At 39.2% G+C, this 15,491-nt stretch carries 18 protein-coding genes; 4 read left to right on the forward strand and 14 right to left on the reverse strand.

What is annotated here, in order from left to right:
* The first annotated feature begins 8 nt into the window (after nt 1–8).
* From guaB to QT74_RS05030, 3 genes are all read left to right on the forward strand, one after another.
* A complete protein-coding gene (gene guaB / locus QT74_RS05020; protein WP_033765121.1) occupies nt 9–1,454 on the forward strand; it encodes an IMP dehydrogenase in 1,446 nt (481 codons plus the stop codon).
* Nucleotides 1,455–1,575: 121 nt separating this feature from the next.
* On the forward strand, nt 1,576–2,256 hold the full coding sequence (locus QT74_RS05025) for a F0F1 ATP synthase subunit A (protein WP_001948654.1): 681 nt from the start codon (nt 1,576–1,578) through the stop codon (nt 2,254–2,256).
* A 316-nt stretch (nt 2,257–2,572) separates the two neighbouring features.
* Nucleotides 2,573–2,821, forward strand: a complete 249-nt coding sequence (locus QT74_RS05030) for an RNA-binding protein (RefSeq protein WP_000790557.1) — start codon at nt 2,573–2,575, stop codon at nt 2,819–2,821.
* Between the two features lie 218 nt (nt 2,822–3,039).
* Here QT74_RS05030 and QT74_RS05035 read toward each other — a convergent pair whose 3' ends face one another.
* The 7 genes from QT74_RS05035 to QT74_RS05070 all read right to left on the reverse strand — a co-directional run bounded on the left by QT74_RS05035 (nt 3,040) and on the right by QT74_RS05070 (nt 9,440).
* A complete protein-coding gene (locus QT74_RS05035; protein ID WP_033765123.1) occupies nt 3,040–3,861 on the reverse strand; it encodes a glycosyltransferase family 25 protein in 822 nt (273 codons plus the stop codon).
* Nucleotides 3,862–4,220: 359 nt separating this feature from the next.
* A complete protein-coding gene (trxB, locus tag QT74_RS05045; RefSeq protein WP_033615282.1) occupies nt 4,221–5,156 on the reverse strand; it encodes a thioredoxin-disulfide reductase in 936 nt (311 codons plus the stop codon).
* Nucleotides 5,157–5,161: 5 nt separating this feature from the next.
* Nucleotides 5,162–5,482, reverse strand: a complete 321-nt coding sequence (gene trxA, locus QT74_RS05050) for a thioredoxin (protein WP_000020199.1) — start codon at nt 5,480–5,482, stop codon at nt 5,162–5,164.
* 91 nt (nt 5,483–5,573) lie between these two features.
* Nucleotides 5,574–5,918, reverse strand: coding sequence for a YraN family protein (locus QT74_RS05055; RefSeq protein WP_033765127.1), 345 nt, complete (start codon nt 5,916–5,918; stop codon nt 5,574–5,576).
* Nucleotides 5,918–7,183, reverse strand: a complete 1,266-nt coding sequence (locus QT74_RS05060) for a homoserine dehydrogenase (protein WP_033765129.1) — start codon at nt 7,181–7,183, stop codon at nt 5,918–5,920. Before QT74_RS05060 ends, QT74_RS05055 begins: the two co-directional genes overlap by 1 nt.
* A gap of 10 nt (nt 7,184–7,193) precedes the next feature.
* Nucleotides 7,194–8,978, reverse strand: a complete 1,785-nt coding sequence (uvrC, locus tag QT74_RS05065) for an excinuclease ABC subunit UvrC (protein ID WP_033765131.1) — start codon at nt 8,976–8,978, stop codon at nt 7,194–7,196.
* Nucleotides 8,979–9,440 (reverse strand): hypothetical protein, encoded by a 462-nt coding sequence (locus QT74_RS05070; RefSeq protein WP_033619941.1) that lies wholly within the window; start codon nt 9,438–9,440, stop codon nt 8,979–8,981.
* Between QT74_RS05070 and QT74_RS05075 the strand changes: the two genes are divergently transcribed.
* The gene (locus QT74_RS05075) at nt 9,432–9,611 is read left to right on the forward strand and encodes a hypothetical protein (protein WP_033765133.1); all 180 of its coding nucleotides are present in this window, start codon (nt 9,432–9,434) and stop codon (nt 9,609–9,611) included. The genes QT74_RS05070 and QT74_RS05075 overlap by 9 nt on opposite strands.
* Nucleotides 9,612–9,613: 2 nt before the next feature.
* Here the strand turns inward: QT74_RS05075 and egtV are convergent, their stop codons facing one another.
* The 7 genes from egtV to QT74_RS05110 form a co-directional block, all read right to left on the reverse strand.
* The gene (gene egtV / locus QT74_RS05080) at nt 9,614–10,264 is read right to left on the reverse strand and encodes an ergothioneine transport ATP-binding protein EgtV (protein ID WP_033765135.1); all 651 of its coding nucleotides are present in this window, start codon (nt 10,262–10,264) and stop codon (nt 9,614–9,616) included.
* A gap of 1 nt (nt 10,265) precedes the next feature.
* Nucleotides 10,266–11,927, reverse strand: coding sequence for an ergothioneine transport permease/ergothioneine binding protein EgtU (gene egtU / locus QT74_RS05085; protein WP_033765137.1), 1,662 nt, complete (start codon nt 11,925–11,927; stop codon nt 10,266–10,268).
* Between the two features lie 68 nt (nt 11,928–11,995).
* Entirely contained in the window at nt 11,996–12,433 is a 438-nt protein-coding gene (locus QT74_RS05090) for a hypothetical protein (RefSeq protein WP_001885597.1), read from the reverse strand.
* 5 nt (nt 12,434–12,438) lie between these two features.
* On the reverse strand, nt 12,439–13,212 hold the full coding sequence (motB, locus tag QT74_RS05095; RefSeq protein WP_033765139.1) for a flagellar motor protein MotB: 774 nt from the start codon (nt 13,210–13,212) through the stop codon (nt 12,439–12,441).
* Between the two features lie 2 nt (nt 13,213–13,214).
* Nucleotides 13,215–13,988: a flagellar motor stator protein MotA gene (gene motA, locus QT74_RS05100; RefSeq protein ID WP_000366184.1), complete on the reverse strand. Its 774-nt coding sequence runs from the start codon at nt 13,986–13,988 to the stop codon at nt 13,215–13,217.
* Nucleotides 13,989–14,003: 15 nt separating this feature from the next.
* Nucleotides 14,004–14,771 carry a HesA/MoeB/ThiF family protein gene (locus tag QT74_RS05105; RefSeq protein ID WP_033765140.1) on the reverse strand — a complete coding sequence of 256 codons (768 nt, stop codon included), beginning with the start codon at nt 14,769–14,771 and terminating at the stop codon, nt 14,004–14,006.
* On the reverse strand, nt 14,772–15,389 hold the full coding sequence (locus QT74_RS05110; protein WP_033765142.1) for an MBL fold metallo-hydrolase: 618 nt from the start codon (nt 15,387–15,389) through the stop codon (nt 14,772–14,774).
* Between the last annotated feature and the right edge of the window lie 102 nt (nt 15,390–15,491).

The raw sequence follows: 15,491 nt of genomic DNA on the forward strand, positions 1-15,491 counted from the left end.
GATACAAAATGAGAATTTTACAAAGAGCTTTGACTTTTGAAGACGTGTTGATGGTGCCTAGAAAATCTAGCGTTTTACCTAAAGATGTGAGCTTAAAATCTCGCTTGACTAAAAACATTCGTTTGAATATCCCCTTTATTAGTGCGGCTATGGATACGGTTACGGAGCATAAAACCGCTATCGCTATGGCGCGCCTTGGGGGGATTGGCATTGTGCATAAAAACATGGACATTGAAACGCAAGTTAAAGAAATCGCTAAGGTGAAAAAAAGTGAGAGCGGGGTGATTAATGATCCTATTTTTATCCACGCGCACAAAACGCTAGCGGACGCTAAGGCTATAGCGGATAATTACAAGATTTCAGGCGTGCCTGTGGTAGATGATAGGGGGTTATTGATTGGGATTTTAACCAACAGAGATGTGCGTTTTGAAACGGATTTGAGTAAAAAAGTGGGCGATGTGATGACTAAAATGCCTTTAGTTACCGCTCATGTGGGCATTAGTTTAGATGAAGCGAGCGATTTGATGCACAAGCATAAGATTGAAAAATTGCCTATTGTGGATAAAGATAATGTTCTAAAAGGCTTGATTACGATCAAGGACATTCAAAAACGCATTGAATACCCTGAGGCCAATAAAGATGATTTTGGGAGATTAAGAGTGGGGGCGGCTATTGGAGTGGGGCAACTAGATAGGGCTGAAATGTTAGTTAAGGCTGGGGTGGATGCGTTGGTGTTGGATAGCGCGCATGGGCATTCGGCGAATATTTTACACACTTTAGAAGAGATTAAAAAAAGCTTGATGGTGGATGTGATTGTAGGGAATGTGGTAACTAAAGAGGCCACAAGCGATTTGATTAGCGCGGGAGCGGACGCTATTAAAGTGGGGATTGGGCCAGGAAGCATTTGCACCACTAGGATTGTGGCTGGAGTGGGAATGCCTCAAGTGAGCGCGATTGATAATTGCGTAGAAGTGGCGTCTAAATTTGATATTCCTGTGATTGCAGATGGAGGGATCCGTTATTCAGGCGATGTGGCTAAAGCTTTGGCTTTAGGGGCATCAAGCGTGATGATAGGCTCTTTACTCGCTGGCACAGAAGAATCTCCTGGGGATTTTATGATCTATCAAGGGAGGCAATATAAAAGTTATAGGGGCATGGGCAGCATTGGGGCTATGACTAAAGGGAGTTCTGATAGGTATTTTCAAGAGGGCGTAGCGAGTGAAAAATTAGTCCCTGAAGGCATTGAAGGGCGTGTGCCTTATCGTGGTAAGGTTTCAGATATGATTTTCCAATTAGTGGGGGGCGTGCGCTCTTCTATGGGGTATCAGGGGGCGAAAAATATTTTGGAATTGTATCAAAACGCTGAATTTGTAGAAATCACTAGCGCGGGGTTGAAAGAAAGCCATGTGCATGGCGTGGATATTACTAAAGAAGCCCCTAATTATTATGGGTGAATTTTAAAAGAAAGCAAGACAAATCGTTAAAAAACTCGTTAAAAAGCTTGGTTTAATGAGTTTTTAAAACTTAATTGCTACAATTAAGAAAATTTTCAATAAGGCTTAGAGAAACTTTTTCATGGAACACAGAGTATTTACTATTGCTAATTTTTTTAGCTCCAATCATGATTTTATCACCGGTTTTTTCGTTGTTTTGACAGCGGTTTTAATGTTTTTCATTTCTCTTGGTGCATCGCGCAAAATGCAGATGGTGCCTATGGGTTTGCAAAATGTGTATGAAAGCATTATTAGCGCGATTTTAAGCGTGGCTAAGGATATTATAGGCGAAGAATTGGCCCGCAAATACTTCCCCCTAGCTGGCACGATCGCTTTGTATGTCTTTTTTTCTAACATGATAGGCATCATTCCTGGTTTTGAATCCCCCACGGCTAGTTGGAGTTTTACGCTGGTTTTAGCGCTGATTGTGTTTTTTTATTACCATTTTGAAGGCATTAGGGTGCAAGGCTTTTTTAAATATTTCGCCCATTTTGCAGGTCCTGTGAAGTGGCTCGCGCCTTTCATGTTCCCTATTGAAATCATTTCACATTTTTCTAGGATCGTGTCTTTATCGTTTCGTTTGTTTGGGAATATCAAGGGCGATGACATGTTCTTACTCATCATGCTCTTATTAGTGCCTTGGGCTATTCCTGTAGCGCCCTTTATGGTTTTGTTTTTCATGGGGATTTTGCAAGCTTTTGTTTTCATGATCCTTACTTATGTGTATTTGGCAGGGGCTGTTTTAACCGATGAGGGGCATTAAATAAATATTTTTGTTTGGCTTTAATATTGTTTTTAAAACTTTGTTTTATGGTAAAGCTTTTAAAAGGATAGGGGGGTGGTTTTGAAACCATGCTTATTCTTTGATAACGCTTTTTAAAATTACCGCTTGCTTGTGTAAGTTCTATTTTATTATCAATACCCAATTTTAATAGCTTTTATAATTTTTTAAGCAATCATTAGATAAAATCCACCATACTTCTGTTTTGGATGTGTTTGGGTTTTAGAAGTGTTACTTTTTTATAACTTTTTCATATTCTTATGGGTATGTTGTCATTTTTTTACCGGAGAATTTTATCTTGAAAAACATTTATGTAGGGAATTTGGTTTATAGCGCTACCAGTGAGCAAGTCAAGGAGCTTTTCAGTCAATTTGGCAAAGTTTTTAATGTCAAGCTGATTTATGACAGAGAAACGAAGAAACCTAAAGGTTTTGGCTTTGTAGAAATGCAAGAAGAGGGCGTTAGCGAAGCAATCGCTAAATTAGACAATACGGATTTTATGGGCAGAACGATTAGGGTAACCGAAGCCAATCCTAAAAAATCTTAATAACATTAGAAAATTAGAAATAATTTTCTAATGCACTTCATTCTCTTAATGCGTCTTATTTAGATTGCTTATAGAAGCTAAAAGGGGTTAAAACCCTTTTAAAATCCATTTAAAGATTGTAATCCATTCTTAAAAGCGGTTAAAAACGAGCTTTATTCTAATCAAATAGGGGCAGCTAAAGCTTTAAAACGCTCGTTAGTATTTTTTACAATTTTCATTTATACAAACTGCCAATATTTCAAATATTTGAAATGGAGTTCTCTCATTAGAGCGATTTTAGGGCTATAGGGTTCTTCTTTTCGCGCTATCGTAGAGATTTGCTCATCATCAGCGATCACAAAAGGTTGTAACACCAAATTTTTCACGCCATGGATAAAAGTAGCGTCCATTATCGTATCCACAGGAACAACCCATTTTCGGCTGTGTTTCAAAAAAACTTTGGCAATCTTAGGCGTGATCACATAGCCTTGCGTCCCCACCCCTTCGCTATAAGCTTTAATAATCCCCACACGCTCTTGTATCTCGTGGTTTTTATGGTTTAAAGGCTCACTTTTTACACTGGCATCATACAATAAATGCATCAAGCGGATATAGCCTAACTCTTGGATGTGTTTTTCTAAAAAATCCAAGCCCTCTTTAAAATCCTCTTTCAAGGTTATATCGTCTTCTAAAATACAAATAGGCTCACCTAACTCTATGCATTTTTCCCACAAGGAATAATGGCTCGCATAGCACCCAAGCTCCCCCAAGCTCATAAACTTCGCATGGTATTTTAAAGCGTAATAAAACTTAGAAACCTCACTGATGAGATTGGTTGTAATCCCCATGTCTTTGATATTTTGCGTGATGAAATAAGGGTGTAAATGCTTTTTCACTAAGGGGTGCAACCCGCCTTCAAAAGTTTTAGAATAAATCGCATCAAAAATTTGCGCTTGGTGGTGGGTAGCATTGATGCTATTGAGTAAAGTCGTGGTGTCTCTAAAAACCAAACCAAATTTATCGCACACTTTTTGATTTAAAGAAATGATAAAAACACGCAAAGCTTAGACTCCCATAATTTTTAATAGAGTATATCGTTTTTAGGCTCTGTTTTACAATAAAACTCTTAAGAGAATAGGGGGTATTAAAATAGTTCTCCCCCCTACAACCCCCAACTAAATCCCCACAACCTCCTAAGGAGCGCTTTTTTGATCAAACAAGTTCTTTTATTATATTGATTGTAAAAAATGTTTTAAGCGTTTTTAAATTTTGTGATCAATATTTAATTAAAATAAAGCAAGAGAACGAAATCGCATTGCAATTAAACAAAAAACTAAAATACTTTATAAGCTTTGAAGAGTCAAATGAATGTTTGGAGCAAAAGCCCATAACCCTAAATCTAGGATTACAAGCCATAATTTTAATGGTGTTCTAAATAAGAAATCACGCTTAAAGCCGCCGTAGCACCATCGCTTGCCGCACAAACTACTTGTTTAGGGGCAAAAATGCGAATATCTCCCGCTGCAAACAAACCTTGAATATTTGTTTTCATGGAAAAATCCACGACTATTGAGCCGTATTCATCGCATTTGCACAGCATGGAGCCGTCTTCTTGCTTCAATACCGCATTATTCACATCATAACCCACAAAAACAAAAAGCCCCGGCACAACCAATTCGCTTGTTTTGTTAGTGGCTGTATTTTTAACGCTCAAAGAAGACACACCGGCACTATCGCCTTTGATTTCTTCCACCACATAAGGGGTTAAAAACTCAATTTTATCGTTCTTTTTAGCATGCTCTAAAGTGATGGGTGCACACCTAAAGCCATCTCTCCTGTGGATAAGATAGACTTTTTTGCAGATATTGGCTAAATAAATCGCCTCTTCTACGGCAGTATCGCCCCCACCAAGCACCGCTACTTCCTTATTTTTATAAAAGAAGCCATCGCATGTCGCACAAGTGCTAACGCCTTTGCCCCAATATTCTGACTCGCCTTTAATGCCTGTGCGTTTAGGGCTACCGCCGGTAGCGATGATCACGCTTTTAGCTTCAAAAGTCTTGCCGTCTTCTGCCAAAATAACAAAATGAGAGTCTTTTTTAGAAACCCTTTGAATGGCGGTCATTTCGTGCTTTAAGCCAAAGCGAAAGCATTGCTCTTGCCATGGTTGCATGAAATCCAACCCGCTCACCACTTCCTTCACGCCCGGATAGTTTTCAATCTCGCTACTGCTAGTGATTTGCCCCCCAGGCATTCCTTTCTCAAACAAAACGGCGTTTTTAACACCGCCTCTAGTGGCATAAAGCCCCGCACTCAAGCCTGCAGGACCACCTCCAATAATCGCGCAATCTATCATGGCCACTAGCCTAAAAGTTTGTTCAATTGTTCTTTTAAAGCGACTTTAGTTTGCACGCCCACCAGCTGATGGACGACTTCGCCATCTTTTGTGAATAAAAGGGTAGGAATGCTTCTAATGCCAAATTTCGCGCTCAATTCTTCTTGCTCATCGGTATTGACTTTACAAATCTTAGCCTTACCTTCATATTCGCTAGCCAGTTCATCAATCACAGGGGATAGCATCTTGCAAGGACCACACCATGGCGCCCAAAAATCCACTAACGCAACCCCTTTTTTAATGGTGCTTTCAAAATTTTCTTCAGTTAATTCAATATAGTGACTCATTGGTTACTCCTAATTATTCTATGATTTTGATTAACGAGAATTATATTAGCTTAATAATGTTAATGAAAACGCATTTATTTTCTGTAAAAATCTAAAAAGTGATATTTTCTAAAAGCTCAAAATTACCTTTTTTCACAATGAGAGCGTCAATGCAAAAATCACTATTAGGATCTTTTTGAGACAAATAACAGCGGATCGTTTTGATCATCTTTTTTAATTTGCTCGGCGTGATCGCATAAATGGGATCAAAATTTTCCCCGCTTTTGACTTCAATGAAATGCAAAACCCCTTTTTTCAAAGCGATAATATCAATTTCGCCAAATTGTGAAAAAAAGTTCCTTTCCACCATTTCAAAACCCAGCGTTTTTAAAAATCCGCAAGCTTCTTCTTCAGCCTTCAAGCCCTTTTCTCTATGTTTGTTATTCAAAAAGCGCATCAATTTTCCAAACGGATCATTTTAGGGGTATCCAACACGCTTTGTAGATTTTCAAGCTCTTTAAGGGCGTTCAGCATAGACTTTTCGTTGGTGGTGTGCGTGGAAAATAAGATTTTAGCCTTGTTGGAATGCGGGATTTCTTTTTGTAAGACATTGTTGAGCGAAATATCATTTTGGGCTAAAATCGCGCTAATTTGAGAAAAAACCCCTTTTTCATCGCTCACTAACAAACGTGCATAATAAGCGCATTGGATTTCTTCTTTGGGTTTTAGGGGGAGTTTTTGAGGGGTTTCAAAGCCTAGCATTAAAGAGCTTTTTTTCCTTGCGATTTCTATAATATCGCTAATGACCGCGCTTGCGGTAGGCTCTCCCCCAGCCCCAGCCCCATAATACAAAGTCTCGCCCACCTTATCCCCTATAACGCTGATAGCGTTCATCACTCCATCCACTTTAGAGAGCATGCATTCATTTTTAATCATGCTTGGATGCACCCTTAATTCAATGCAATCTGGGTGTTTTTTAGCGATGCCTAAAAGTTTAATGCTATAACCAAACTCTTTTGCAAATTCCATGTCGTCTGGCTCTATTTTTTCAATGCCTTCAATCAAGATTTCTTCTAATTTCGCATCAATGCCATACGCTAAAGACGCTAAAATCAATAATTTGTGCGCCGCATCAATGCCCTTAATGTCAAATTCAGGGTTCAATTCCGCATAGCCTAAACGTTGCGCGTCTTTCAAAGCGTCCTTAAAGCTCGCTTGATTTTTAAACATCTGGCTTAAAATGTAATTGCTCGTGCCGTTTAAAATCCCTTTAAAAGAAAGGATATGATTAGCGCTCAAGCCGTCTTTTAAAGCCTTGATAATAGGGATACCCCCACACACGCTCGCTTCAAAGCCTATGGGGGTGTTTTTAGCGGTTTGCTCTAATTCATAGCGGTGGTACGCTAACATGGCTTTATTGGCTGTAACGAAGGCTTTTTGTTTGGCTAAAGTTTTTTTAGCTAAAAGATAAGGCGCTTCCACCCCACCCATAAGCTCCACGATAAGATCAATCTCTTTATCTTCTATTAGGCTTTCTAAATCATCACTGATTTCAAAAGGATAGCCTTTGTGCTTTTTCACGTCTCGCACCACCGCTTTTTTAATTTTAATTTCCACGCCGGCTCTGTCTTTGATGATTTCTTGATTTTCTTGTAAGATTTTAGCGACCGCGCTCCCCACACACCCTAAACCCACAAGCCCTATATTCAATCTTTTTTTCATGTCTTTTCCTTTAAATTCGTTTTTTTAAAACGGCGTTTTTTTCTTGTTCGCTCGCTTTTTCTATCGCTTCAAAACTCCCAAAATAATCCAACAATTTTTTCACGCTGGCTTCTCCTATGCCCTTTTCTTTTAAGAGAGCGATTTGTTTCATGTTTTTAAGTTTAGTGGATCTGTGGAAGTTTATCGCATACCGGTGGCTTTCATCGCGCAATTTTTGCACCCACTGCAAGCGTTTGTCGCTAGGGAGCAATTTAAAAGTATTGCTAGGCGTATGGATAATGTCTTTAGCGCCCCCTTTAGAACGATAAGCTTTAGAATCCCTTTTTTCTTTAGAAATAGCGATCACTTCTACAAAACTCCCGCTGCTTTTTAAAATTTCTAAAGCGATGTTTAATTGCGCCCTCCCTCCATCGATCACCCACAAATTAGGCGGTGGCTCTTTGGCAAAGTCTAAAGCCCTTCTGGTGAGCAATTCGCTCATTTGATCGTATTCGTTAGAGCCTTTTAAATGGTAGCGCCGATAAGAGTCTTTTTGAAAGGCGTTGTTTTCATACACGACCATTCCCCCCACGCATTGGCTGTTGGCATGGTGGCTTGTGTCAAAGATTTCCACCCTATAAGGCACGCACTCTAAATTGAAAAGCGATCGCGCTTCTTCTAAAATCCGATCTTCATTAGAGGTTTTTTCTTGGCTAAAAATCTCTTGAGCGTTTTTCATAGCGATTTCTATTAAAGCGAGCTTATCGCCTTTTTTAGGAATGCTAAGAGCGATTTTTTTAGAATATTGATGAGAGATAAATTCTTGCAATTCTTTAAGCGCTTCGTTAGAGCAAGCGCTCAATAGAATTTGTTCAGGCATCAAAGGCAAATGCGATTGGTAATGGTTGATAATGGCTTGTTTCATCGCTTCATCAGTGTCAAACCCATTGAGGGAGTGGATTTTTTCAAACGCTGAAGAAATGATTTTACCCCCACGCATGAACATTTTCACCAACACCGCCTTGTTGTTTTTGCCATAAAAAGCAAAAATATCCAAATCATAGAGTTTGGCTAAATCCATGCAAGTGAAAGGGGCGATTTTTTGGATTTTAGAAATCCTATCTCTATAGATTAGAGCTTCTTCAAAACGCAAATTACTAGAAAGGCGATCCATTTTTAATTGAAGTTCTTTGATGAGCTTGTCTTTATTTTCAATCATTTCTAAACATTCTTTAGCGATTTTTAAATACTCTTCTTTGGTGATTTTGTTCTCGCATGGGGCTTTACAACGCTCTATTTGATAAAACATGCATGCCTTTTTATCTTTAATGCAATTTTTCTTTTGGACTAAAGGGAGCAATTCATACAAACTATCCAAAATATCTTTAGCCCCGCTAGTAAAGGGGCCAAAATACTTAACGCCAGGCTGTTTTAAAATTTTTCGTGTGATTAAAGGGATAGGGAAATCAGTGGAAAAATCCATGTAAATATAAGGGTAAGTTTTATCGTCTCTTAAAAGAATGTTGTATTTGGGTTTGAGCTGTTTGATTAAAGAATTTTCTAAAATCAAAGCGTCTTGCTCGTTTTCTACTAAAATCGTTTCTAAAAAAGCGATTTGTTTGACCATCATTTGAATGCGCAAACTTGCACGATGGTTGGGCGTGATTTCATTATTATGGATAGAAAAATAGCTTTTGATGCGCTTTTTTAAGTTTTTCGCTTTACCGATGTAGAGTAGTTGGCGGTTTTTATCAAAATATTGATACACGCCACTGCTATTAGAAAGGTTTTTTAAACTGGACAATAAATCAGCCATTCATTCCTCAAAAAAACCGCGTTGGTAGTGGATCAAAGAGCGTGCTTTTTCAAAACATTCATGCAAACGAGTGTCTTTAATGGGGTTATGGAACAACCCTAAGGCGCTGGGGCGATAAAATTGGGCTTGCTTTTTAATGGGTGTATAAAAATTGGCCTTTTCTAGTGAATCTTTAGGCACATAAGCCACAATTTCTAACGCATCTAACCCATCAAGCCCACAAGCATGCCCTTGCGTGGTTAAAAAATGACTGATTTCTTTAGCGACTCGCTGGTTAAATTCCTTACACGCCCAAAGATCTTTAAACGCAAAAAGCAATTTAGAATCTTTTATGAAGATAAAAAGCAAATTTTTTTGTAAACTTAAAGGCATAAAAACCTTAAGCTTTTTGAGTTTCAAAAGAGTTTCAAGCTTTTTATAAGACTTTTTTTGGATGAGTAAGGAGAAAATATTTTGTTCCATAAACTGATCTTAACATGCTTTTTAACGCTTATGGCAATAACCATTCAAGCTTGTGGCTATAAAGCCCCCCCATTCAATGAAAAACCCACTAAAAAAACTTCAAACAGCTCTAATTCTTCTATGCAAACGCCCACCAACAACACCACGCCAGAATTTTTAAACGAGCCTTAAAATCATTGCCCTTGTTTAAGGGCTTTGATTTCTAGGGTTTTTGTGGCTAACTTTTGTGCCTCGCTTTCATCATGCGTTACCATAATGAAAGTAGCGCAAGAATTTTGGTGTATCTCTTTGATGAGATCCTGCAAATTCTTACGATTAAAACTATCTAAAGCACTAAAAGGCTCATCTAATAAAATGAGTTCTGGCTTGTGGATAATCCCCCTAATAATGCCCACTCTTTGGGCTTGCCCCCCGCTCAATTCATTGGGGAATTTATCCATAAGGCTCTCCTCTAACCCCATTTTTAACGCTAAGGCTTTGGCTTCTTTTTGAGCGGCTTGTTTGTCTATGCCTTGTAAATTAAGGCAAAAAGTCATGTTTTGCATGGCGTTTAAATGAGAAAATAAGGAATTGCCTTGAGCGATATAGCCTATTTTTTGGCGTAAAAAAGCGTTGTTTGAAAGGGTCTCATTAAAGATTTTAACGCTCCCAAGATTAGGTTTTAAAAGCCCTAAAATCAAGCCTAAAAGCGTGCTTTTGCCGCTCCCGCTCTCCCCTAAAACGCATAAAAAATCCCCTTTTTCAATGCTTAAATTGAAATCCTTAAAAACAGCGCGATTGTGGTAGTTAAAAGACACATTCTCTATTTTGACGATTTCTTTCATGCTATAACCCCAAGCTTTCTAAAAAATCTTTAGCTACGATTTTAGGGCTTTTTTTCAACACTTCCACCTGATAGTTTAAATCTTGCATCATTTCATCACTAATTTTTGAATCCAATTTTTCTAAGATTTCTAGTGCTTCAGGATACTTTTTTACTATTTCTTTTCTGATGACAATACCGGCCTGATAATTGGGGAAAAACCCTTTATCGTCCTTAAGCACCTTTAAATCCAACTCTTTGATTTGAGCGTCTGTGGTGAAGACATCTAAAGCGTTGATCTTATGGGATTCAAAACTTTTATAACGCAAATTAATATCCATTTCATGCAAACTTCTAAAATGAAAGCGATAAGCTTTCACTAAGCCCTTAAAAGCGTCCTCTCTTTCAAAAAAGTCAAACTCCGCTCCAAAATCAAAATTTTGGCTATGAAAGGCTAAATCGCTGAAAGTTTCAATCGCGTATTTTTGAGCGTCTTCTTTAGAAATCGCTAAGGAATAGGTGTTGTTAAAGCCCAAAAGCCCCACCCACAAAAGATTAAATTCCTTCTCATAACGCTTTTTAATCGTTTCAAAATCCACTTTTTGAGTCAAAGGGTTTTTGAGCGTGTTCACCCAAGCGGTGCCGGTGTATTCCACATACAAATCAAAATCGCCTCTAATTAATGCCGGATGGATATTCATCGTCCCCCCACCAATGCCAAACGCCCGCTTGATAGGAATATGGTGTTTTTCTAACAAAAGGCTTAAAATCTCGCCCAAAATATACTGCTCGCTGCTAGGTTTTGTAGCCACGACTAAGGGCTTTTCTTCTATGGCGTTTCTAGGAATGAGCCATAAAGCGCTCGCTAGCAATAACAAAAGAAACACCGCTAAATTAGTATAAACTCTTCTTTTTTGTTTTTGGGTGGCGTTTTGAGAAAATAGGCGTTGCAAGGCGTTTTCATGTTGAAAGACGCTCACAAATTGATCCGCTAAAACACTAAAAAGAGCTATGATCAAACTACCCGCCACTAAAAGCGTGGTGTTTTGCGTGTTTAGCCCTCTAAAGATCGCCTGCCCTAAGCCTCCAGCCCCAATGAGCGCCCCAATCCCAGCCATCGCCACTAACATTACTACCGCAATCCTTAAACCCGCTAAAATTTGGGGGATAGCGAGCAAGAAGTGCACTTTAAAAAACAATTCTTTGGGGTTACACCCTAGCCCGATAGCGGCCTTAATGACCTCTTCTCGCACCTCTTTTAAAGCGTTATAAGTGCTATGGACAATGGGTAATAAGCCGTATAAGACCAACACTAAAAGCGCGTTTTTTAACCCCACCCCAATCACAGGAATGAATAACGCGAATAACGCAAGCGATGGGATGGTGTAGAGGAAATTCACCACAGGGAGCAAGAACGCCCTGGCCTTTGAGTTATAAAACACAAAAACCCCAATCAAAACCCCAAACACCAACACGAGAAGACTAGAAAGCGCAACGATGATAAAATGTTGCGCAATCAAATCTATAAAATAAATGAAGCGATCATGAAATTCTTTTATCAAATATTTTACCACGCTTATTTTTAACACTATGGCAACTAAATGCTGCGTAGCCACATCTATAGAATGGAGCAACCATTCATACAATTCTTTGATCAATTGTTTAAAAACGCCCATGCTTGGCATTATAACCAAACTTATTTGAATAAAGGGGTTTTAAAATGCTAAAGGCATTCTTTAATGTTGGTTATAAGTTAAAACTGAAAGGTGCGTTTGCCTAAATTCGTGCTTACTTCTATCCATAGGGGCTGGTTTTCGCATAAAATTTCATAGGCTACGCTTTGGTTCCTCACTAAAGAAACGCTTTTAGGCGTGGGGTAGAGCGAGCAAGAACGCCCTTGATTGATGTCAATTTTTAAGATAACCACGCTCTCCACGACAGCGCTCACCTTTAAATAATACGACTCCCTAGCCCCTTGCCATTCTAAATAGGGCGTTTCTTGGGGGACAATCTCTAAAGCCACTAAAGGGCTTTGAGCCAGTTTTAAGCGCGTTTTTTGCTCCTGCTCTTTTAATTCTTGTTCTCTGTTGATCCCCTTATCAATCAAATCAAAAAGGTTTGAAGAAGCGTCCTTTTCTCTAGCGATAAGGCTCGCTAACAACAAAAAGATTGACAAAAAAATTCGTTTCATGCGATTCATTCTTGCTGTTTGTGGGGGTTGAACTCATTATCTAAAATAGAATGGATCTTACTCAAATCGTTCGCATCGGTTGAAAAAAAGATTTCCACACGATTGTTTTTCATTCTGTTTTCTAGGGAGTCATTAGGCGCGATAGGGTTTGTAGATCCGTAAGAAGAAAAAGACAATTGGTTAGGATCCACGCCGTATTGTATAAGGACTTTCATCACCCTATAAGCACGATTGGCGGCTAATTCATAGTGGCTTTTAAAACGGGTTTTATTTAAAGGCGTATTATCCGTAAAACCTCTCACATTGATATGCACTCTTTTAGGGAGTTTTTGAATGATTTTAGCGATCCGTTCAAGATAAAGCATCATGTCTTGATTGATGGCGTCTGAAGTGGCGTTTTCAAATAATAAACTAGAGGGGAGCTTTAAAACAGAGCCTTGATCAATTTGCTCTAAAACACTGCCTTCGCCTTTGCGAGCGATAGTGGCTTTTGTTTCGGTATTTTGCGAAGCCGGTTTGGAGCTTTCGCTCGCCATTTGCTCTTCTTCTTTCCCTGAATCAGGGGGGATCACTACAACCGGCTGCATCGCCTCTGGCTTAGGAGCGTAATTAAAAATCTTAATAAATTCGGTTTTTAAGGCTTCCACTTTGGATTTATTGACCGCTGAAATGGCATAAAGAGCGATAAAAAGCGCGAGCAACAACGACAAAAAGTCCGCATAAGGAACCGCCCATTTTTCGCCGGCGGGGCATTCGGTGGGTTTGTTTTTCTTAGCCATGTTTAGCCCTCAAATTGAGATTTTTTAGGCTCACCGGGAGCGATGTAGTTTAAGAGTTTGTTTTCTAAATCCCTTGGGTTTTCCCCATTAGCGATGCCTAAAATCCCCTCTAAAAGAACGGTTTTTTCTTTGATAATGTCTTTAGATTTAGCTTTGAGCTTATGCCCAAAAGGGCCAAAAATCGCATAAGCACACATAATCCCTGTAACAGTGGCCGTAAAAGCCCCAGCGATCCCTGCTGCCATTTCAGCCGGGTTGTCTAGTTTTTGCAAGGCTAACATAAGCCCCATAACCGCCCCCACTAACCCCATAGTAGGAGCGGTCTCACCGGCCGTCTCCCAATAATGAGCGGCGCCGTGGTAATACTCTTCCATTTCTTCAATGCTGATTTCTAAGCTTTCCTTAACGGATTTTAAATCCTTGCCATCTATGATCATAGACAAACCATTACGGGTGAAATCGTCTTCAATTTGCGCCACCCGCCCCTCCAAACTCAACACCCCATCTTTTCTAGCCAGAGTGGCTAATTCCACTAAATTTTTAATGGTTTCGTTTAAATTGATTTTAGGGTTTAAAAAAACAATTTTTATCTCTTTGTAAGCGGCTTTCACGTAACGAGCATGCGTGCCTGTCATGGCGGCAAAAAGCGAAGTAGGCACAATGATAATAACTGAACTCAAATGGATAATGTGCAACGGGTTGCCATCTTCTAAAATATCGCCTAACGAAATAGAAGCGACCGCCAATACCAAGCCTAGTATGGTTGATAAATCCAAAACTTACCCCTTAATCTAAATTTCATAATCCTGTAAATGCGTGATTTTATGCGTGCCACAAACCCTACATTCAGGGTTTTTGGGTGCTTGAATTTTTTTAAAATCCATCGTTTTAATATCGGCTATAAGTAAAGTATTTATAAGTAAAGTTTCAAACCCTAAAAAATATTTAAGGCATTCGCTCGCTTGGATACACCCTAAAACCCCAGGTAAGACCCCAAAAAGCCCTGAAGTAGGATTTAATCCCTTTTTAGGGGGCTTATCAAAAACGCACGCTAAGCATGCACTATGGGGTAAAACGCTCATGCTTTGCCCCCTGTATTTTAAAACCCCGGCATGCGAATAGGGTTTTTGGGCTAACACGCAAGCGTCATTGATCAAAAATTTAGCGTTAAAATTGTCTGTAGCGTCTATGATAAAATCATAAGGTTCTATAAGAGAAAGAGCGTTATGAGCCTTAAAGCGTTCTTCAAAAGCCTCTATTTCAATACCCGCATTGAGTCGTTTTAAGCGCGCTTTCGCGCTAGAGGCTTTAGGTTGGTTTAAAAAATCCTGTGAATGGATGATTTGGCGTTGCAAATTACTCATATCCACCACATCAAAATCCACAATACCTATTTTTCCTATCCCAGCGGCACACAAATACATCAAAACCGCTGATCCAAGCCCTCCAGCTCCAATGACTAAAACGCTAGATTTTAAAAGCTTCAATTGGCCTTCTTCGCCCACATCTTCTAGCATGATATGGCGCAAATAACGCTCTTTGTCTAGCCGGCTTAGCAATTAAGCCATCCTTGAAACCCAAATTTTAGAATGCTCTCTTTCGGCAAAAAAACTTGTTTTATCCCCATGCCCTGGATAAATCTCTATGTCTTTAGGGAAATCTAAATTCTGAAACCTTAACAGGGACTCTTTCATGTCTTTTTCATTAGAATAAGGGAAATCATAGCGGCCAATGCTGCGATAAAAAATAAAATCCCCGCTAAAAATCACCCCTTCTATTTCTATGATAGAACAACCTGGCGTGTGTCCGGGAAAATGCCAGTATTTAATGGTAGTGTTTTCTATCTCTAAAGTGGTGCAACCCTTATTGCAAGGCACGCTAAAATTGGGGCTAAAAACCGGCATGCCTAAATGGAAAATATCATTTTCTAGCATGAACACATCGTCTTTGGGGGCGTAAATGGGGGTGTCTTTAAGGGTTTTTGACAATTGAGCGCTATCCCATACATGATCATAATGCCCATGCGTGATTAAAATCGCTTTAGGATTCTTGGCGTTTTCTAACACCCATTCGCTGCTAGAAAATCCGGGATCAATAATAAAATCTACCCCACTAGAAAGCTTCACAATATAAGCGTTTTCTTCCACCGCCCCGCATTCTCGCCTTAAAATTTCCAAACTCTAAACTCCCTTCAAACTAGTTTTAAAAAGTCATTATGATTGAATATCATAGCGCAAAAATAAGGCGATTTTGACTAGAATAGCACTCTCTTATTGTTG

The organism is Helicobacter pylori SA213A, from assembly GCF_000476275.1.
GTDB lineage: Bacteria > Campylobacterota > Campylobacteria > Campylobacterales > Helicobacteraceae > Helicobacter > Helicobacter pylori_CL.